The sequence below is a fragment of the Streptomyces sp. R44 genome (assembly GCF_041053105.1).
Taxonomy (GTDB): Bacteria; Actinomycetota; Actinomycetes; order Streptomycetales; family Streptomycetaceae; genus Streptomyces.
The window spans coordinates 370,360-388,538 of the sequence record NZ_CP163444.1; the positions used below are offsets into that span (position 1 = coordinate 370,360).

Annotated in this window: 20 protein-coding genes and 4 pseudogenes; 10 read left to right on the forward strand and 14 right to left on the reverse strand. The window is 69.4% G+C overall.

Annotation, left to right across the window (positions count from 1 at the left end; translation table 11 throughout):
• The first annotated feature begins 14 nt into the window (after nt 1-14).
• Complete coding sequence (locus AB5J54_RS01850; RefSeq protein WP_369142085.1) at nt 15-1,385, forward strand: HEAT repeat domain-containing protein; 1,371 nt, start codon at nt 15-17, stop codon at nt 1,383-1,385.
• Nucleotides 1,386-1,594: 209 nt separating this feature from the next.
• Here AB5J54_RS01850 and AB5J54_RS01855 read toward each other — a convergent pair whose 3' ends face one another.
• Nucleotides 1,595-1,972: a hypothetical protein gene (locus AB5J54_RS01855; protein ID WP_369142086.1), complete on the reverse strand. Its 378-nt coding sequence runs from the start codon at nt 1,970-1,972 to the stop codon at nt 1,595-1,597.
• 118 nt (nt 1,973-2,090) lie between these two features.
• On the opposite strand from AB5J54_RS01855, the pseudogene AB5J54_RS01860 reads away from it, so the two are divergent.
• Nucleotides 2,091-2,189 (forward strand): annotated as a pseudogene (locus AB5J54_RS01860) (restriction endonuclease); the annotation flags it as partial.
• Between the two features lie 143 nt (nt 2,190-2,332).
• Here AB5J54_RS01860 and AB5J54_RS01865 read toward each other — a convergent pair.
• Entirely contained in the window at nt 2,333-2,536 is a 204-nt protein-coding gene (locus tag AB5J54_RS01865) for a cold-shock protein (RefSeq protein WP_147981444.1), read from the reverse strand.
• 706 nt (nt 2,537-3,242) lie between these two features.
• Nucleotides 3,243-3,695 carry a hypothetical protein gene (locus AB5J54_RS01870; protein ID WP_369142087.1) on the reverse strand — a complete coding sequence of 151 codons (453 nt, stop codon included), beginning with the start codon at nt 3,693-3,695 and terminating at the stop codon, nt 3,243-3,245.
• Between the two features lie 118 nt (nt 3,696-3,813).
• On the opposite strand from AB5J54_RS01870, the gene AB5J54_RS01875 reads away from it, so the two are divergent.
• On the forward strand, nt 3,814-4,290 hold the full coding sequence (locus AB5J54_RS01875) for a 4-oxalocrotonate tautomerase family protein (RefSeq protein ID WP_369142088.1): 477 nt from the start codon (nt 3,814-3,816) through the stop codon (nt 4,288-4,290).
• A 62-nt stretch (nt 4,291-4,352) separates the two neighbouring features.
• Here the strand turns inward: AB5J54_RS01875 and AB5J54_RS01880 are convergent, their stop codons facing one another.
• Nucleotides 4,353-4,937 (reverse strand): TetR/AcrR family transcriptional regulator, encoded by a 585-nt coding sequence (locus AB5J54_RS01880; RefSeq protein WP_369142089.1) that lies wholly within the window; start codon nt 4,935-4,937, stop codon nt 4,353-4,355.
• A gap of 79 nt (nt 4,938-5,016) precedes the next feature.
• Here AB5J54_RS01880 and AB5J54_RS01885 point away from each other — a divergent pair, with 79 nt between their 5' ends.
• The 3 genes and pseudogenes from AB5J54_RS01885 (at nt 5,017) to AB5J54_RS01895 (ending at nt 8,339) form a co-directional block, all read left to right on the forward strand.
• Complete coding sequence (locus AB5J54_RS01885; protein WP_369142090.1) at nt 5,017-5,466, forward strand: 4-oxalocrotonate tautomerase family protein; 450 nt, start codon at nt 5,017-5,019, stop codon at nt 5,464-5,466.
• Nucleotides 5,459-6,487: a zinc-binding dehydrogenase gene (locus AB5J54_RS01890; RefSeq protein WP_369142091.1), complete on the forward strand. Its 1,029-nt coding sequence runs from the start codon at nt 5,459-5,461 to the stop codon at nt 6,485-6,487. The genes AB5J54_RS01885 and AB5J54_RS01890 overlap by 8 nt, the downstream gene beginning before the upstream one ends.
• 722 nt (nt 6,488-7,209) lie before the next feature.
• A pseudogene (locus tag AB5J54_RS01895) lies at nt 7,210-8,339 on the forward strand (IS630 family transposase).
• Nucleotides 8,340-8,346: 7 nt separating this feature from the next.
• Here the strand turns inward: AB5J54_RS01895 and AB5J54_RS01900 are convergent.
• Nucleotides 8,347-8,859 (reverse strand): DinB family protein, encoded by a 513-nt coding sequence (locus AB5J54_RS01900; protein ID WP_369142092.1) that lies wholly within the window; start codon nt 8,857-8,859, stop codon nt 8,347-8,349.
• A gap of 155 nt (nt 8,860-9,014) precedes the next feature.
• Here AB5J54_RS01900 and AB5J54_RS01905 point away from each other — a divergent pair, with 155 nt between their 5' ends.
• Complete coding sequence (locus tag AB5J54_RS01905) at nt 9,015-9,455, forward strand: hypothetical protein (protein WP_369142093.1); 441 nt, start codon at nt 9,015-9,017, stop codon at nt 9,453-9,455.
• 125 nt (nt 9,456-9,580) lie between these two features.
• Here the strand turns inward: AB5J54_RS01905 and AB5J54_RS01910 are convergent, their stop codons facing one another.
• Complete coding sequence (locus AB5J54_RS01910) at nt 9,581-10,285, reverse strand: restriction endonuclease (RefSeq protein WP_369142094.1); 705 nt, start codon at nt 10,283-10,285, stop codon at nt 9,581-9,583.
• A gap of 124 nt (nt 10,286-10,409) precedes the next feature.
• Here AB5J54_RS01910 and AB5J54_RS01915 point away from each other — a divergent pair.
• A pseudogene (locus tag AB5J54_RS01915) lies at nt 10,410-10,505 on the forward strand (hypothetical protein); the annotation flags it as partial.
• A 204-nt stretch (nt 10,506-10,709) separates the two neighbouring features.
• On the forward strand, nt 10,710-11,768 hold the full coding sequence (locus AB5J54_RS01920; protein ID WP_369142095.1) for a phosphotransferase: 1,059 nt from the start codon (nt 10,710-10,712) through the stop codon (nt 11,766-11,768).
• A gap of 92 nt (nt 11,769-11,860) precedes the next feature.
• Here the strand turns inward: AB5J54_RS01920 and AB5J54_RS01925 are convergent, their stop codons facing one another.
• The 4 genes from AB5J54_RS01925 to AB5J54_RS01940 form a co-directional block, all read right to left on the reverse strand.
• Nucleotides 11,861-12,271 carry an SRPBCC domain-containing protein gene (locus tag AB5J54_RS01925; protein WP_369142096.1) on the reverse strand — a complete coding sequence of 137 codons (411 nt, stop codon included), beginning with the start codon at nt 12,269-12,271 and terminating at the stop codon, nt 11,861-11,863.
• Nucleotides 12,243-12,581, reverse strand: coding sequence for an ArsR/SmtB family transcription factor (locus tag AB5J54_RS01930; protein ID WP_369142097.1), 339 nt, complete (start codon nt 12,579-12,581; stop codon nt 12,243-12,245). The genes AB5J54_RS01925 and AB5J54_RS01930 overlap by 29 nt, the downstream gene beginning before the upstream one ends.
• A gap of 254 nt (nt 12,582-12,835) precedes the next feature.
• Nucleotides 12,836-13,351, reverse strand: a complete 516-nt coding sequence (locus AB5J54_RS01935) for a hypothetical protein (RefSeq protein WP_369142099.1) — start codon at nt 13,349-13,351, stop codon at nt 12,836-12,838.
• 561 nt (nt 13,352-13,912) lie between these two features.
• The gene (locus AB5J54_RS01940) at nt 13,913-14,317 is read right to left on the reverse strand and encodes a hypothetical protein (protein WP_369142100.1); all 405 of its coding nucleotides are present in this window, start codon (nt 14,315-14,317) and stop codon (nt 13,913-13,915) included.
• Between the two features lie 87 nt (nt 14,318-14,404).
• Between AB5J54_RS01940 and AB5J54_RS01945 the strand changes: the two genes are divergently transcribed.
• The gene (locus tag AB5J54_RS01945; protein ID WP_369142101.1) at nt 14,405-15,034 is read left to right on the forward strand and encodes a class I SAM-dependent methyltransferase; all 630 of its coding nucleotides are present in this window, start codon (nt 14,405-14,407) and stop codon (nt 15,032-15,034) included.
• Nucleotides 15,035-15,425: 391 nt separating this feature from the next.
• Here the strand turns inward: AB5J54_RS01945 and AB5J54_RS01950 are convergent, their stop codons facing one another.
• The 4 genes and pseudogenes from AB5J54_RS01950 to AB5J54_RS01965 all read right to left on the reverse strand — a co-directional run.
• A complete protein-coding gene (locus tag AB5J54_RS01950; RefSeq protein ID WP_369142102.1) occupies nt 15,426-15,719 on the reverse strand; it encodes a hypothetical protein in 294 nt (97 codons plus the stop codon).
• Between the two features lie 238 nt (nt 15,720-15,957).
• On the reverse strand, nt 15,958-17,076 hold the full coding sequence (locus AB5J54_RS01955) for an NADAR family protein (RefSeq protein ID WP_369142103.1): 1,119 nt from the start codon (nt 17,074-17,076) through the stop codon (nt 15,958-15,960).
• Between the two features lie 14 nt (nt 17,077-17,090).
• Nucleotides 17,091-17,360 carry a cyclophilin-like fold protein gene (locus AB5J54_RS01960; protein WP_369142104.1) on the reverse strand — a complete coding sequence of 90 codons (270 nt, stop codon included), beginning with the start codon at nt 17,358-17,360 and terminating at the stop codon, nt 17,091-17,093.
• 105 nt (nt 17,361-17,465) lie between these two features.
• Nucleotides 17,466-18,032, reverse strand: a pseudogene (locus AB5J54_RS01965) (zinc-binding dehydrogenase); the annotation flags it as partial.
• Between the last annotated feature and the right edge of the window lie 147 nt (nt 18,033-18,179).

An 18,179-nucleotide genomic window follows, 5' to 3' on the forward strand; every position in this document is an offset into this window, starting at 1 on the left:
TTAAGGCGCCCGCCATGGATATGGAACTGCTGACCGAGTCCCTCTCAGGGTCCTGGGACTCCACCCGGTCGGCGCGCGATGCGCTCGTGGGGCAGGGGGCCGCTGTCGTCGGAGCGGTACTGGACGTGCTCCGCGACGAGCAGTCCCCCGTCGACTGGACGGTCTCGGCGGACGTGCTCTGCCGGATCGGGGAGCCCGCTCTCCTGCCCCTGGCGCACGCGGTCGCCTCCGCGGACTCGCCCGAGATCGAGAGAAGGGCCGGGTGGGCGCTGGCGCGCCTCAAGGTGGAGGATCCAGCGGCCTACGAACCGCTCCTGGACCATCCGCACCCGCAGGTCCGGAGCGATGCCCTCTTCGCCTTCCAGACCCGCGCCGAGACGGCGGTACGGTTCGTCGATCGGCTGATCCCCTCGCTGGGCGACCCGGAACGCGAGGTCCGGCACCGAGCGGTCCAGGCGTTCAAGGCGATCGGCACCGCGAGTGTGCCCAGCCTGCGCCGCGTTCGCCGGATGCCCGCGTCCGGCCCCAGGGTGCGGGCCGGCGCGCTCGAAGCCCTCGCGGCGATCGCCGGCCCCGAGGGTCTCGACTCCACGGACCAGGACGCCTGGCGTCGGCTGACGGCGATCAAGCTGCGGGACGAGGTCCCGGACGGCATGCACCTCTGCGGGTCCTGGTACGCGGTGCCGACGACGGACCAGGACGCCGTGCTCGAGGCGTTCGATCTCGGCAGCCCGCAGCCGGTCACCCTGCGGACCGGTGCGGCGGCCTGGAACCAGGACCACCACGCCTGGGACCGGACCCATCCCCACGCCGCCTGCGCCCGCGTCTTCGTCAGCCCCGCCCTGCACGGCTGGACGCTGGTCTTCGGCGACGCCTCCCAGGGCACCCACCGCGTCGAGGACGCGGACGAGGAGGGCGAGGCCCTTCCGCTCGTCGTGCGAGAGCGGTGCACCGACCTGAGCCGGCGCTTCGGATCCGCCCAGTGGTACGGGATGAGCTGCGGCGACGGCTGGACCGCCTGGTGCATCGCCGAAGACGGAGAGGTCGTACGCCACTACGACGCGGAGGACGCCGAGGAGAACGGCGACGAGGAACCCTCTCACCCGGCCGAAGCCGGCTACCTCCTGCCGCATGAGGACGGCTTCCCCGAGGACGCGTTCGACGACGTGGACATCTCGGACTCCGAGGCGTTCACCACCCGGTACAACCAGCTGAAGGAAGAGCTCAAGATCCCCGACACCTGCTACGCCAACGACATCGCGGCACGCTTGTCCGTCGACCCCGGAGCACTCGGAGCCCACACCACGACTTCGGGCCGCGGAGTCCTCGCTCTCACCGCCTGCGGCCGCGAGCACGGCCACCCCACCGGGGCACTACCCGTGTGACGCCCCCGCCCCTACCCGCCGCCGACCGGGAAGACCGCGGAACCGTCTCTGCACAGACGGGAAGCGGGTAAAGCGGCCCTCCACGGGCCGGCGCCCCTTGGGACCGCAGGTGCGGGGAGCAGCCGGCCGGAGACCCTGCCCGACGCTCGGGCACTGCCCACGCGGTCGCGGCGGCGCCGTCGTCACCCGTGCCCGGCGACGGACCGCGGTCAGCGATCGACCACCCGGCACACGCCCGCAGGCCAAGATCCCGTACCCACGATGTGCGCCACAAGCCTGAACGCCTCACCGATGGGGACCGTGTCTTCATCGGGGTACTCGTCGTCCTGCCCGTTCGCGAGGACAAATCCGCCGCTCGATCCCTCGGCCCCCGGGTCCACTGCATGCTCGCCGGGATCTCCCTCTTCTTCGAGCAGCATCACCATGGCCCGCTCGGCGTTCGTCACGAAGGCCAGCAAGCGTCCGGAAGAACTCTTCAACCACGTCTCAAGCCGCCCGCTGTCCGTCCTCGACCGAAGGGTCTCCAGAACCGCGTCGGACGACACAGGGACAAGAGTGTCGTCTTTGATCACCCAGGACTCGATCACGACCACGACGACCTCACGGACGGATCTACGAGGCTGGCCTTGGATCCGACTCAGCGCCCGCCCGCTGGTCCTGGACGTTCTGCTCGTGTTCGACAGCGGAGCAGTGACAGTCTGCGCGGGCGACGATTGTGCGGATGTGAAGGCCACGGGCCTCTTGGGGCGGCGGTGGGTCATCCAGTGCAAGCACCGAAGGGCCGGTATGGCCGGAGCGGCCGTACCCCGCCTCGCCGTCCGACGGCACCGCCCTACGGGCCCAGGGGCGCAGTAGGCGCCCGCGGTCGCGCATGACGGAATGGAGCGAACCGCTCGCCGGTCGGCGCCCGCACATGATGCGGGCGCCGACCGAAGCGGGAGCGGGGTTCAGCCGCGGATGATGTTCTCCGCCTGCGGGCCCTTCTGGCCCTGGGTGATGTCGAACGTCACCGTCTCGCCCTCGGTCAGTTCGCGGTATCCGTTTCCGGAAATGTTGGAGTAGTGAGCGAAGACGTCCGGTCCGCCTCCGTCCTGGGCGATGAAGCCGAAGCCCTTCTCGGAGTTGAACCACTTCACGGTGCCGCTGGCCATGCTCGTCCTTCTGGTCAATTCACCGGTGGCCCGGATTCGGGCCGCCCCGGGCGTCCCCTTCGGACGCCCGAACCAGTACTCCCCGGACGCACGCGTGCTTACACCCATTCACCGGATCTTGTTCGGATTCCCTGCCCGCGAGCACCGACTCGAAGGGCTCACCGCCATCCGATTCGGGGCCTGAGCCCTCCCCACCGCTCGGTCCGCGCCGAACTCCCCGAGTGCTGCCGGCACAAGGTGGCAGCTGCTCCGTTTCACGGCATCGCCCCTCTCGGGCACCACCGACGCGGGACTCGTCCGCGGCGTCCTGCTACCGCCGGGACGCCGAGGGGTCAGCCGCGTGGTGCCTTGGGACGGCCACAGCCCCCTCGACCGCGTCACGTTCGAGCTCGGGGACGCCCTCCACGCCGCCGCCTCGATGCTTCAGCCGAAGGACGATCCGGAGGACAGCAGCCACCTGGGACTGGACGGCTTCCTGCTGCGGGAGCACAGCATCACACGCCTGCACGTCAGCACGCCCGACGCCCCCAGCGCTCCCGGCCCTCTCGGCTTACTCGGCCCCCTCGGGATCGACGTCTCCCTCCACGACAAGAGCGGCCGCGGTCGCGTACGTGTCGGCAACACCGCCCTCGTGGCCGCACTGCCCTCACCGGCCCCCGACGAACTCGCGAGCCACCACTCCCCCGCGGTCACGCGTCAAGCTCCGTCAGCAGTCGAATGCGTCGAGGTGCCGACGAAACAAGCCACTGATGTCTTCGCGGCCCCCTCGGACCGGCAGCGGCGAGGGCACCTCCTCGCCGTTCGCCATGGCGAGGCTACTGGCGAAGCGCACGAGGTGGGGCGCCGGGACGAAGGAGTCGCGCAACCACACGGCGAAGACACCGGCGTCGTCTGCGGTCACGTCCGTGAGGGTGATGTAGGCGAAGTCGGGCTCGGTGATGGCGGCGGTACCGTCCACCCACACGCCCGGCGCCGGCTCGATCTCGAAGTCCATCACGGTCATCTCATGGATTCCGGAGGTCCGGTGCCCGATGACGGGATCGGGAAACGCCTCCCTCAGCGCCCCCTCCAGGGCCTGCAGCGTGGCGCGCCAGGCTCCGCCGTCCCCCTCCGGCGGATAGAAGGCGAAGTTCGTCCGGATGTTTCGTTCCGTGGCCATGGCCTTCCTTGCACTCGGGGCGTCGCAGCTGACGCAACTCACACAGCGACGATATGACACTCGTTATAGGCGCGTGTACGGTGACAGGCCTCTATAACGCCTGTCATAGGAGGATGCCGTGACGATCATTACCGTCAACACGCCGACGGGACGCCTGAACCTGGAACAGCGGCGCGCCCTGGCCGAAACGCTGACGGATGCGGTCCTCGTACCGGAGGTCGGGCAGTTCACTCCGCCCGCCCGGGTCGGGTTCCAGGTGCACTTCGTCGAGCGCCGACCGGACATGATGGCGATCGACGGACGGCTGCTCGCGGACATCGGCCCGGATGCCGACGTCATGGCGATCGACGTGGCGGTGATGGACGGGGACTGGCGGCAGGAGGTCAGGACAGCGGTCATCGAGCGCGTCCTGGCGGCGCTGGCCGACGCCTGCGGTCTCGCGGAGCCGGCGCCGTCCTGGTGGGTCAACTTCCGCGTCATCGACGAGGGAAGCTGGGGATCCAGCGGCGGGGTACTGTCCGTCCTCTCACTCCTGGACACCGGGGTGTTCACCGAGGAGAAGGCCAAGGCGATCCGCGCCGCACTCGGAGCCTGACCCCGCCCCGCGTCCGGCCGTCCGCATCTCCTGCCGGGGATGCGCGGACGGCCGGACGCGTGTCACTTCGCGATCGCGGCGGCGATGAGGGCCTGGAGCTGTCCGGCGGTGCGGTCGAGGGGCTGGGTGCTGCGCTGGGCCCGGCACATCGCCACGGTGCCCTCGACGGCCGCGACCGTGAGCGTGGCGAGTTGCGCGGCCTGTTCGGGCTCGGCACCGTACGCCCGGAGCGAGTCGGCCAGGAGCGTCTCCCATTGCTCGAAGACCTCGGCCGCGGCCGTCAGCGCGGGAGGGATCTCGCCGTCCTGGGGTTCCTCGATGGCCACGGCCAGGACCGGGCAGCCGGCATGGAAGTCACTGTCCACGACGATCTTCCGCCACAGGTCGAGGAAGGCCCGGAGGCCCGCGACCGGCCCCGCCTCCAACTCCTTGCGCAGGCTGCGGGCGACCCACTCGCCCGTGTACCGGACGGCCTCGGTGGCCAGCTGCTGCTTGCCCTCGGGGAAGTAGTGGTACGTCGAGCCGAGCGGCGCCTTGGCGTGCTTGGCCATCTCCCGGATGCTCGTGGCGCTCAGCCCACGCCGGCTGATCATGTCCGCGGCGCCGGCCACGATCCGCTCACGCGACGGCGTACTGCTCTTGGTCACCCGTGGACTCCCCTCTGGCTATAACGTCCGTCATAGCCTACCGTGACCAGCTTCTATAACGATCGTCATAGGAGCTGCCATGCCCATGATCCGGCTGACCGTCCCGTCCGGCGCCCTCACCGAGGAGGGCCGCGCCACCGTCCAGCGCGACCTCGCGGCCGTGCTGCTGCGCTGGGAGGGGGCACCCGACACCCCCTTCTTCCGCGCCCAGGCGTGGAGCTACCTCGTCGAGGTGCCCGAAGGCGCCCAGACGACCGCCGAGGACGGCGCGCCCCGCTACGTCGTGGAGGTGACGGTGCCTCAAGGGGCGCTGTCCGAGCGGCGGAAGGCCGGGCTCGTACAGGACGCGACGAAGACCGTCCTCACCGCCGCCGGACTCACTCAGGCCGACGCACTGCGGGTGTGGGTACTCGTACACGAGCAGCCGGACGGAACCTGGGGTGCGGGCGGCTCCGTCGTCCGCTACGCCGACCTGGTCGCACTCGCCCAGCAGGACGAGGAGCAGGACGAGGAGCAGGCCGATGCGTGAGCTCACGTACGTCGCCCGCCGCAGGGTCGAGTGGCGCGATGCCCCGGAACCCCGGGTGCGGGCGGCCGGCGAGGCGATCGTCGCGCCCGTCGCCGCGACCTCCTGCGATGTCGACTCCGCGATCCTGGCCGGGCACGGTTTCGTCGACCCGCCGTTCGCCCTCGGCCACGAGTGCGTCGCCCGCGTCACCGACGTCGGCGACGACGTGACCACCGTGGCGCCCGGCGACCTCGTCGTCGTGCCCTGGTCCATCAGCTGCGGCACCTGCGACCACTGCCGCGCGGGGCTCACCGCCCACTGCACGTCGGTCCCGCACATGGCGATGTACGGGGCGCCGATCGGCGGCAGCTGGGGCGGGCTCTTCTCGGACCTGGTCCGCGTCCCGTACGCCGACGCCATGCTCGTCCCGCTGCCCACCGGCCTCGACCCGGTCGCCATGGCCTCCGCCAGCGACAACTGGTCCCTGTCCTGGCGCCTCGTGGCACCGCACCTCAAGGCCCGGCCGGGCGCCCGGGTCCTGGTCGTCGCGCGCGGCAGCATCGGCCTGTACGTGTGCGACATCGCCCGCGCCCTCGGCGCCTCCGACGTCCTCTACGTCGACCCCGACGCGGAGCACCGCAAGCTCGCCGAGGGCTTCGGCGCCCGCACCGCCGAGACCATCGAACCGATCCGCCACGGCTTCGACCTCGCCGTCGAGGCAACCGGCCGCGTCGACCAACTCACCCTCGCCGTCCAGTCCCTCGCCCCCGAAGGCATCTGCGAGTCGGCCGGCAACCACTTCCGGCCCGGCGAACTGCCCCTGCTCGACATGTACCTCACCGGCGTCACCCTGCGCATCGCCCGCGACAACGTCCGCGCCCACATCCCCGACGCCCTCGCCCTCGCCGCCTCCGGCACCGTCGACCCCGCACGCGTCGTCTCCCACGTCCTCGACTGGGAACAGCTCCCCGACGCCCTGCCCGAGAAACACCTCAAGCCCGTCTTCGTCCGCGACGTCACCCCGGCGGGCCCCGCCCACTGACCACCGCACCGCCACCGCGCCCACGCCCGCACGCACTCGGAGGGAAAGGGCTCACGAGGAGATCAGTCGCCCCTCGGCGGCACGGATGAGCGTCACGCAGCCGCCCGAGTCACCGGTGTCCGGGGTAACCGAGCCGCTTCTCCGTCAACGGACCTGGTGGCGGGGGGCGCGAGGGTCGGCGATGGAGCGCTGGGTGTGTCAGCCGCGGACGACTGGGAGGAGTGGGGACACGCCCCACTCCCGGCGATGTCCGCCGGTCCCGACACCCTGCGCGAGTCCGGCGAGCTGACCGCGGGCGAGGGTGGCAGCGGGATCACGCGCGCTCGGGAAGCGTTCGATCTGGCCCTGCTCCTCGCCCCAGCGAGGCCGAGCGCTTCGATGAATGCGGCGAGGAGATCGGCCGCCATCTCCCCCTGTCGGCGAGCTCGACCACGCGTTCCTCGGCCTGGACGAGAACGGTGAACTGTACGTCGTCTCCGACTGCCCGGCCCGCTTCGGTCTCCTGTTCAGGACTGGAAGTGTGCCAGTACGGTGAAAGGACGTACGTGGGTCTGGGGGCGCGGGCGGGCTCTCGGTCCAGGAGATCACGGAGCTCTTCTCGTACGGAAGGGAGCTCGGGGGCGTGTGCGCGCTAGTGCCGCATCAGGCAACGTTTGCCCTGCCGTGATGTGACGCGCCGCTCAGTCCTGTTCCGAGCGGCGCGTGACCGCCATTCTGTGCGGGTGGCAGAACGAGTACGCGTGCGTGAGATCGACGATGACGAGGGCAATCGCCTGCTGCGGATCGTCCGCAGGGGCACCGGGTCGGTGGTGACCTGGCGGCGGGCCCAGATGGTGCTGCTGTCCGCGCAGGGCATGCCGGCCGGGAAGATCGCCGAGGTCACTTTCACCAGCGACGACCGGGTCCGCGACGTGATCCACAACTTCAACGCCGACGGCTTCGACTCGCTGTACCCGAAGTACAAGGGCGGCCGGCCGAAGACCTTCACTCTCCCTGAACGGCGTGAGATCAAGAAGATCGCCAAGTCCAAGCCCACCGAGCATGACCTGCCGTTCTCGACCTGGAGCCTGACCAAACTGGCGGACTTCCTGGTCGCCGAGGGGGTGGTCGACGACATCAGCCACGAGGGCCTGCGCATCCTGCCGAGGAGGGCGTCTCCTTTCAACGCCTGAAGACCTGGAAACCCTCCCGCGACCCGGACTACGCGGCCAAGAAGGCCCGCGTCGAACATCTCTACGCGATCGCCGACGGCGAGGTCATACCCGAGGACGGCGAACCCGAAATCATCTTCTGCATAGACGAGTTCGGTCCGCTCAACCTGATGCCGCACCCCGGACGGCAATGGGCCGAGCGCGGCGGCAAGCATAAAGACCCCACTCGCGAACCACGCCGACGGCGCCGGGCTACCTACAACCGCTACGGCGGGGTACGGCACCTGTTCGCCGCACTCGACCTGGCCAAGGACAAGCTCTACGGCCACATCAAACCGATCAAGAAGCGCACTCAATTTCTGGAGTTCTGCCGCTACCTGCGCACGCTCTACCCAACGGAGGTGCGGATCGCGATCGTCTGCGACAACTTCTCCCCGCACCTGACCACGAAGAAGTGCCAGCGTGTCGGCACTTGGGCGGCGGCGAACAACGTCGAAGTCGCCTACACCCCGACCAACTCCTCCTGGTTGAACCGCATCGAGGCCCAGTTCACGGCCCTGCGCTACTTCACCCTCGACGGCACGGACCCCGCCGACCACAAGGAACAGGGCAGCATGATCCGCCGCTACATCATCTGGCGAAACCGCCACGCCGACGACTGGCGCCTACGCGCCGTCGTCGACCGGGCCAACACTGCCTGATCCGCCGCTATACGCCGGTGGTGCCATCGACGCGTTCCCGAACCAGGTCGGCGTGGCCGTTGTGGCGGGCGTACTCCTCGATCATGTGGACGTAGATCCAGCGGAGGCTGACGTCCTGCTCCATGAAGCGGCCGGTGTCGGTCAGAGCACGGTCGGCGCAGTGCTCGCGGGCGCGGGCGATCTCCGCGTGCCAGGTGGCCAGAGCGTCGCGCAGGGTGGCGCCCTCGGCCAGCTCGAAGCCGCCGTCGGGGCCATCGGGGTCGGCCTGCGGGTCGTAGATGGGCGGGGCCTGTTCTCCGGCGAACACTCGGCGGAACCAGTTCCGCTCCACCTCCGCCATGTGCTGGACGAGACCAGTCAGGGTGAAGGCGGACGGCGCCACGGACGCGACGGCGGCCTTCTCATCGTCCAGGCCCTCGCACTTCATGGCGAGGGTGGTGCGATGAAAGTCGAGCCAGCTTTCGAGCGTGGTGCGCTCGTCGGCGTTCAGGGGCGGCATGGGACGTTCGAGGGCGCTCATCATTCGATTATCGCCAGCGGCCAAAGCCTGCAGCGGGCAGGACCTCACAACAAGGCGAACGTTGCCTGATGCGGCACTAGGTCCTGTCCGGTCGATCATCCGGTAGAGCGCCTCGGCAATACTTCGACCGGAATCGTGGGAGAGGTGGGCGGACCGTGGACAGTGACCTGCGGCGTGCGGTCGTCGTGACGCTTGGCGAACTCGGGCGAAGCGATGACTGGCGTGACCGGGCGGATGCCGGTCATAGCCTGGCAGGGTTCGCCGAGATGCCGGAGGCCGTAGAGCCGCTGCTGGGGCTTGTGCTCGATTCCGGTGACACCTTCGTCACCCGGCGGACCGCGGAGGCCTTGCTTCGGCGAAAGGACAAGCCCGGACTGGCGATAGTCGCGTCCGCACTGGCAGTCGCCAATGACAACCATGCCGATTGGATCCATACCGCAGTCGTCGATGTCTTCAGCATCTTCTCGGACGACCTGGACGAGGCGCTACGACTCTGCGAGGAGATGTCGGGCGACGCCGACGATCGCGTTGCCCGCGGGGCCCGTCGGCTGCATGGCAGCCTGGCAAAGATCGATCCCGTTCTTCGCCCCGCATAGCGGGGGGCGATCACTGTTGTGAGAGTGTCTTGTCGGCCGCGCCGCCCCGATGATCGCCCGCACAGGTCCTTAGTTCCTCAACCACGTCCCTGAAGCCCCATCGCTCCGCGTCCCGGGACACGCCCTCACTCGTACGTCTCCTTCCAGCGCTCCCGATGCCGCCGATCGCCCTGCCCCAGACCGTTCACCGCGCCGAGCGAGAGCAGCGAGGCCCCGTTGTTCCACAGCCCCAGGTGGTCGCGGTGGACGGCGAGCATGTCGTTCTCCTTGGCGAACCTCTCGGCCGGCCCGCTGAAGTACGTCGTGGCCACGAAGATCGCCACGTCGACCTTGAAGTGCACCTTCGCTCCGAGCAGGTCACGCACCTCCCGGCTGGGGATCTTGCTCTTGGGCGTGTATCGCTTGCACTGGATCACCATGCTGCGCCCATCGGGAAGGTTCCCCAGGACGTCGGCGCCGTTGTCGTGAGAGCCGCCGACCCGGCGCACGTCGGTGCACCCGTCCCGCCGACACAAGTCCACGATGTAGTCCTCGAACTCCGTTCCTGTCATTGCGTCCACTTCGGCGAGCGTCCGGCGTCCGGCCTGCACGGCCTCGTCATACCGCCAGCGCCGGTCCGCGCCCCTCACGGACCGGTCGGTACGCCACAGCCACCATCCACCAATGGCCGCACCACCCACCACCAACGCCCCAATGAGATAAGGCCAGAGCACGCTCCAGAAGACCACCGCAAAGACGCTCACGCCCCCGGCGATCGCGCCGCCGACCTTGAGTCGCTGCCGTCGGCGCTTGCGCGCCGCCGATACCCGCCGCTTCCGTGCCGCCGCCATGGCCCTCCCTCTGGTCCAGCACAGAAGGATCAAGGGCGGGGGGCTGGCCCGTAAGGGCGCCGATCAGCCACTGACCGATAAGTGACAGGTCCCGGGCAGGCCCACGGCGCCCACGGCTCACACATGGGTCCACCGCTGGAGGGCCGAGAGCGATGCCGGCCTGACCGACCGCGGCCGATCCTGTCCACTCCGCAACCAAAGGAGGACCACGGGTGCTTGACTCCGTTCACGGCGAATGGCAGGAGCAGACCGACGAACCACTCCTCCGACAACACCTTCAGGACCCCGACAGCCGACGGTCGTCCCGCGTTTCTGCCTGGCCACCCGGCACCCCACCCCGGCAGCAGTTACAGAACGGCCCGGAAGAGGACTTCGGCTGGGCCAAGGCGCTCGCGCGCGCGAAGTCACGGCTACGCTCGTCGGCATGCTGAACCGTGTTCCGTTCAATGCGGCGCTGCTCTCCACCGTGGGCACCCCCAAGCGGACCGAGCTCCTGGACAGCAGTCCGCGGTCACGGGTGTGGCGGGTGCGGCTGGCCGACCGGCGGCTGGTGATCGTCAAGCAGATCAGGGACGGCGGGGACACGGGCGCAGACGCGCATGCGCGCTTCGCGCGGGAGGTCGCCGGGCTGCGTCTGGCGGGGCGGGCCTCCGGGCCCGCGGTGGCCCCCGCGGTGCTCGCCACGGACGCGTCCTCGCGGGTGATGGTCCTCGAGCACGTGGACGACCTCGGCAGGACGGACGACTGGATGCCCGGGTACGCCGAGTCGCTGGCCCGGCTGCACGCCCTGACGGGGCCCACCGACGCGGGCGCACTACCGGTCTGGTCGGGGCCCACGGCCACCGACGCGGAGTCCTTCCTCGCCCTGGCCAGGGCGCTCGACGTGCCCGTACCGTCCGCAGTTCCGCAGGAACTCGCCGGTCTCCTGGAGCGGTTGGACCCCACCCCGCATCACGCGCTCCTGCACGGTGACCCCTGCCCCGGCAATGATCTGCGCACCGCCGACGGCGTCCGCTTCGTCGACTTCGAGCGGGCCTCGCTCGGCAACGGCCTGATCGAACTCGCCTACTTCCGCATCGGCTTCCCCACCTGCTGGTGCGCCATGTCGGTCACCGCGGCCCCACTCACGGAGGTCGAGGACATCTACCGGACCACCTGGCGCGGCCTCACCGGGAAGGACGTGCCGGGTGACCTCGCCGACGCTTGCGCAGGCTGGCTGATCCAGGGCGACGCGCTCGTGGAGCGCGCCCACCGCGGGACGGTCGACCAGCTCGCCCGGGTGGCCGCCGAGGACTTCGAGTGGGGCTACGTCTCCGCCCGCGAGCGGCTCGTCCACCGCTTGGGCGTGGTCGCCGACATGACCCGCGACCACGATCACCTGCACGCCCTCGGCCGCCTCAGCTCCGCCCTCGCCGACCGCCTGCTCGCACGCTGGCCGAAACTGCGTCCGCTGCCCACACATGACGCCCGCCCTTGGTTCTAGGCGGTCCCTCCCCCGTCCCCACGGCCCAAGGCCCGCGCGCAGTTGACGTGATTCCTCGCGGGCCGGCGGGTCTGCGCGCGGGACGGTCGCAGTCAGGCAGTCTCGCCCAGGGCCGAGTCGAGGCGGTCCAGGACGTGCGGCCAGCCCTTGCCCATGCCGTCGTAGGCCTGGCGACCCATCGGGGAGTCTAGGTCGAAGCCCGCATGCGTGAGGACGAGGCGGGTACCTTCGCCTGCCGGCTGGAGCGTCCAGGTGATGGTGGTGTCGAGCGTGCCCTCCGCGAACCGGTAGGCCAGGAGGCGCTGCTCGTCGACCTCGGTCACCTCGCAGGGCTGGCTGCCGAAGTTGCCCATGTCGAGGGTGAAGCGGTGCCCGACGACGGGCTTGATGTCGCCCGCGGCCCACCAACGGGCGTGGAGGTCGGGATCGGTCAGGGCCTTCCACACCGCCGCCGGCGGGTGGGGCAGGAACTTCTCACAGGTGATCGTGTTGTTCTCGGTCATCTTTCGTTTCCTCGTCCAGGAGATCGGCCAGCGCGTCCAGGCGCTGCCTCCAGTAGTGCTCGAACGGGTGCAGCCACTCACTCACCTCAGCCAGCCTCGCCGGTTGCAGGCGGTAGAAGCGGTGCCGGCCGCGGCGCTCCTCGAGCACCAGCCCGGCGGTACGGAGCACCGCCAGGTGCTCGGAGACCGCGGGCCGCCCGAGCTCGAACATGGCGGCCAGCTCGCCCGTGGAGCGAGGTCCCTCACGCAGATGCTCGAGCAGCCGGCGACGCACCGGGTTCGCCAGCACGCTGAACACGTCGGTAGGCATGCCGAAACAATACGTCGGGATTTTCCGACGCGTCAACAATCTCCGACGAATCAGCCGGGCGCCCGGCCACGGCCGTGTCGGCCACTGCCAGCCGGCGGGGATGAATGATCTTTTCGGCCTCGCACGGAGGCACTCGTTAGCGACCACCGGCTCGCCCGCTGGATCGACCTTGTGGACGTCACGTAATTCACCACCCACACCCCCGCCCTCCCCTCCTCTTCGTTCGACGGAGCAATGGGCTGCCCAAGCGGTGACTACACGGCCCCCGACCTGGACCGCCAAATGGCATGCTCCAGTCCACCCCTGTCGTGACCGAGAAGCGCGGCCGCTTCCTCGTACACTGCGCGCAGTCGCTCGTAGGGGAGATCCGAAACGCCGGCGTCTGCAGCAAAGGCGCGCAGATGTACGTCGACGGCTATCTGCGAACGACCGACAAGGTTCCCGATGTAGTCGACGCTCTTCGGGCCTACGCCCTTCACCGTACGCAGAGCAGCGCGATTGGCTTGCTGGTCGAGCCACGCGTGGAGGTCGTCGCGGGTGTCGACCCCGTGGGCAACCAGGAAGTCGGTAATGGCGTGAGCCGTCGCGACCTTCCGGGCGTGGTTGAACTTCATGGCGACGGCAAGGTCCTCTGTGGCGAGCCGGCTCTGGAACCCGCGGACTGTTCTCGCGTCCGGCCAGATCGCTTGCAGCGTGAGAAGCCGTGGCCGGAGGGTCGTCTCGTAGTTGCACCGGGGCTGGAAACTGACGTCGCAGATGACAGCACCCATGTGGCTCCATCCACCGGGCTGGGGAAACGGGCCATCGCCCAGAAGGTGCTGAATGTGGTGGGCGAGCCGCTGCGCAAGACTGGGCACGGTCATGGCTTCATGATGACGCCCCCGTCTGACCATCGGGACGCACAGCGCGAAACTGTCGAACGGCCTCTGAGGGGGAACCACGTGAGCGTCGACAGGTCTGTAGCGACGAGGGATTCGGCCCGCCGACCGCAATGACGTCACACCGCTCGTCCCACTGCTTCGGGCAGTGCCATCCGTTCGGGACCCGCGTGGCCGGCCCTGCGCCGCCCCGGCGTCGTACTCGGTGGTCGCGGCTAGGACCACGACAAGTACCGCCGCCTCGTCCGCGCGCTCGGTATGCAGCCACTGATCGCGCCACGCACCACGCGGCACCCACGACGTCCCCGGACTCCGCACTCAACGCTGGGTTGCCGAGCGTGCCTTCGCCCAGCCGAACCGGTCCTGCCGCCTGCGGAGCCTCCGGGCGATCCGCGACGACATCCACGAAGCCTTCCTCTCCCTGGGATGCGCGCTCATCTGGTGGCGACGGCCTCACAGCAAGTCCGAGCCCCCACTCTCCTTCAGCAGCCATTCCCTCACCGAAGGGACTTGGGCAAGGAGGTGGCCGACCCGCATGCCTTCTTCGCGCGAGGTCACCCTCTGCAGCGAGATGAAGTCTTCGGGCAGCACGTCCAGCAGGCTGAGCACGCGGTCTCCCGGACGCAGAGTGATCAACAGTTCGCACCGCAGCTGGCGCGGCACGTCCGGGCGGTGGGACAGGCTGTGCCACAGGGCCGGCCGCAGGTAGTGGGTTCCATCGGGCGCCGCAGTCGCTCGCACCCACGCTGGGTCCAGACGCTGACTCAGGCCGAGGTCACACGCCCGATCCTCCAGCCTGAACAGGGAGGCCGAATCGATGACTTTCACCTCGCGAGGCAGCGACTGATCAAAGTGCATCGCCCCATGCTGCCCGACAACACGGTCGCGCCAAGGAGAGCCCCTGCCCCAGGGATCACTTATCGGACCGGCGATAGAGTCCTGCCTGTGGCGAACCATCAGGAAGAGACCAGGGCGGCCTACGACGGAGTCGTCGAGCTGTACGCATCACTGTTCGCAGACCGGCTGGAGACACAGCCGTTCGCCCGGGCCATGATCGGCACCTTCGCCGAACTGGTGCGCGCCACGGGCAACCCGCGGGCAGCGGACGTCGGGTGCGGGCCCGGACATCTGACGGCCATGCTGCACGAACTGGGCCTGGACGCCTTCGGACTCGACCTCTCCCCCGGCATGGTCGACCACGCCCGGCGGGCCCATCCGGCGCTGCGCTTCCAGGAGGCGCGGATGGAGTCCCTGCCGATCGAGGACGGCGCGCTCGGCGGCGTACTGGCCCACTACTCGATGATCCACACCCCTCCGGAGGAACTGCCGGAGCTGCTCGCCGAGCAGGTACGCGTCCTGGCGCCTGGGGGCCTCCTCCTGGTCTCCTTCTTCGGGACCGATGGACCGGAGCCGATCCGGTTCGACCACAAGGTGGCACCTGCCTACAGCTGGCCGGCGGACCGCCTCGCCGAACTGCTGGCCAATGCCGGGCTTGTTCCCTTCGCCCGGCTGCTCCACGATCCGGCCTCCGAACGGGGCTTCCTCGACGCGCACTTGCTGGCCCGCCGTTCGTAGGTCCTGCACCGCGATACCCGGGTGGTCGGCGCACCTCCGAACTGTCTGCGTTTGCTGATCCGACGGGACTTGTCAGACCGTCCCCAGCAGGGCCACGTCACACTTCCGCATCCGTTGCGACCGGGCGGACGTGCCAATCCGAGCAGAAATCCGCCTGCAGGACCACCTCGTCACGGTGGAGGTGGTCGGCGTCATGAAGGACGACTCCGCTCCACGACGAAATGGCTGGCACCCGAGTCGACCGAGTCCCTCATCTCGTCCGACCTCGGACGCAGCGGCACCCCATCAACACGCCCCCGGCGCCGTCGAAAACCCACGGCCCACAGCGCGATGCCCCGGACTTGGCGGGTCCGGGGCGAACAGAGAAAGTCAGGCGTAGCCTCGACTCTCCCTATCGGACGACGACGTTGTGCGCAGGAATGATCGAGGGCTGGATGTCGGCATGGCCGAGGTCCGCCAGGATCGGGCCGAACGTCTTCGCGTGGGTTTCCAGGGCCTCCGCGCTCTCCCAGACCTCGGTCACGCGGAACCCGCCGTCTACCGGCCCCGCCGCGTGGGAAATGAGACCTGTATTCGGCAGGTCCGCGAACCGCGTGAAGCCCTGCCCATCGGTCACACGATCAATGACTGCGTCGTAGAGCTCCTGTCCGGCGTCAGGGAATTCGAAGGTAACGATGATGGCCATTGGGCTGCCCCCTGCCTCTATCCGCCGCGCGACTGCGGCTGCGCCGGCGATTCTAGCCATCCGTAATCGAATCCATTCACAGAGTGACGATGCGGCGTGAGTGTGAGATCGCGGATTCCGGGGCGGCCGCGCTGTCGAGCTTGTCGAAACCCCAGGTCACCTCGTCGCCCAGGACCACGGTATGGGCGAGAAGTTCGAGGGGTGACCGGCGTCCTCGGAGGTCGCCCGCCTGGTTCGATCACAGCCCGGGGATCTCGTTTCGCCGCATGTGCAGTTCGGAGCGCACGAGTTCGAGCAGACGGCCCGTCCAGTTGCGTCCTCGGCCGGCGTTCTCGCCCCAGAAGTCCGAGTCCATGTCGTCGTAGATCAAGGTGGCGTCGTCCGTCGCCAGCAGGACTTCGGCCAGCTCGGGATGCTGCTCGTACTTGGCGCGGAGCAGGCTGGTCATGACGGCGGTGCGCGCATGCTCCCAGCCCTCACGGCGAGGTGCACCGGCCGCGAGCTCGCGTGCCGCAGCGGCGGTGTCCGCTGCCGTGATCTCGGCGCGGACCTCCGGCTGGGCCACCGACAGGGCCCAGTAGGCGTGGGTGACGGAGGGGTAGTCCATCTCCCCGACGGTGAGGGGTGCGGGGTAGTCGTTGCGCAGTCCGAGGTGGCCGGGGTCGGGCAGCGGCTCCCTCGGATACGAGTGGTAGAGCTGGATCGCCGGGGCGTGCGGGGCTGCCGGTCCGTCTGCCGGGACCTGCGCGTCTCGCTTCGCACTCCAGCTGGCACGCTCCTCGAAGTACGCAAGGGCCCGGTCGTGGGCCTCCTGTGAGACCGGCGGATCACTCGGCACGTACGTCCGGCCTCCGGGCCCTGCCACGAGTACACGCAGCGGCCAGTCCTTGTTGTCCATGTCTCCCAGCGCGTAGTGGCGTTGGGAGACCGGGATGGCCAGGAACGCGGCGTGGGCCACGGCCCGGTTCTCCTCCGTCCGATCGGCGAGGAAGGCGTCGACAGCGGCCAGGCAGCGTCCGGTCGAGTCGGGCCTCCCGTTCAACTGGTCGATGCTGTCGCGGACTTCGGCGACCACCAGCTCGGGGGTGAGCCAACTCCGCGGCTCGCTGAACTTCCAGCTCGCCATCTCGTACGCCGATGCCTGGGCACCGTCCGGGAGGGTCGTGGCCACCCAGCCGGTCCGGAGCTTCTCCTCGAACTCCTCGATGGTGACCAGGCCCCAACAGTCGATGAGCCCGTCGGCGTAGATGAACAGGTCGGTGAGGAAGTAGTTGCCGTTGCGGATGAACGCGTGCCGCCAGGTTCCGGGTATGCGGACGCCGTCCGCGATGCGATAGGTGATCCGTCTGCCGATCATCCCGTGATGATGTCTCAGACCGCGCCGATCGGACCCTCATTTTCGACGAGGGCCAGGTTGCCCCAGGGGTGCGGAGTAGGCGTTGTCGCCGACCCTGGCCGGGGTCGGTCGTGCGCGTCGGCGGTGATCAGCTTGCGCGGGTGGTGGTCGGCGATCCGCTCCGTGCCGTGGAAGTCGTTCCGGTTCAGGGTGAGCGGAAGCAGGTCGGCGAGGTCGTACGCGGCGGGGTTGTAGTTCAAGGTGGCGTCGACAGTCCTGCCGTCGAGGGTGACCCGGATGTCCACGGGGGCACTCCGGCCCCGGCGGGTGACCGAAGGGGGCCCCGGAGGCAGCGCACCCCGCCGCCCGACATGCGGCAGCAGGGTGGTGGCAGGTCAGGGCTTGAGGAGGTGCGGAACGCCGACGAAGCCGACGTTCGCGCCGGGCCGGGCCGCGTGCAGCGCCTGCCCCATCGCCTCGGCGGTGCCGACGCACTCCAGCACCGCGTCGGCGCCGATCCCGCCGGTCGGCTCCTTGATCCGGGCGACGCCCTCCTCACCGCGCTCGGCGACGAAGGCGGTCGCGCCGAACTCTCGCGCCGGCTTCTGCCGGGACTCGTGGCGGGACATGGCGGTGATCCGTTCCGCGCCCCTCTCCATTGCCGCGATCAGCGCACACGGGCGCACCGCCCCGTCGCCGACCACCACGGCGGTCGAGCCGGGGGTCACCTCGGCGGCGTCGGCGGCCCACCAGCCGGTTCCCATCACGTCGGATACGGCCAGCAGACCGGGCCAGAGCTCCTCTTCCGGCACCTCGTCAGTGGCGACCAGAGTGCCCTGGGCGTCGGGGATGCGTACGTACTCCGCCTGGCACGTACTCATGAACACGCGGTGCAGGCAGTTCGACTGGAAGCCGTTGGTGCAGTTCGGGCACGTGTTGTCCGAGGTCGCGCACGAGCGGACGACGAACTGCCCGGGGCCTCGGGCCGCCCGCCCGAAAACAGGAGGACGCCCCGCGCCCCGCCGCGCTACGGTCCCGGTGTGGCCGTCGTAGCGATCTCTCGCCGATTTACCGGCCCCCTGGCCCCCGAAGGGCGCCGCAGGGGTCGGACTTCGCCACGTCTC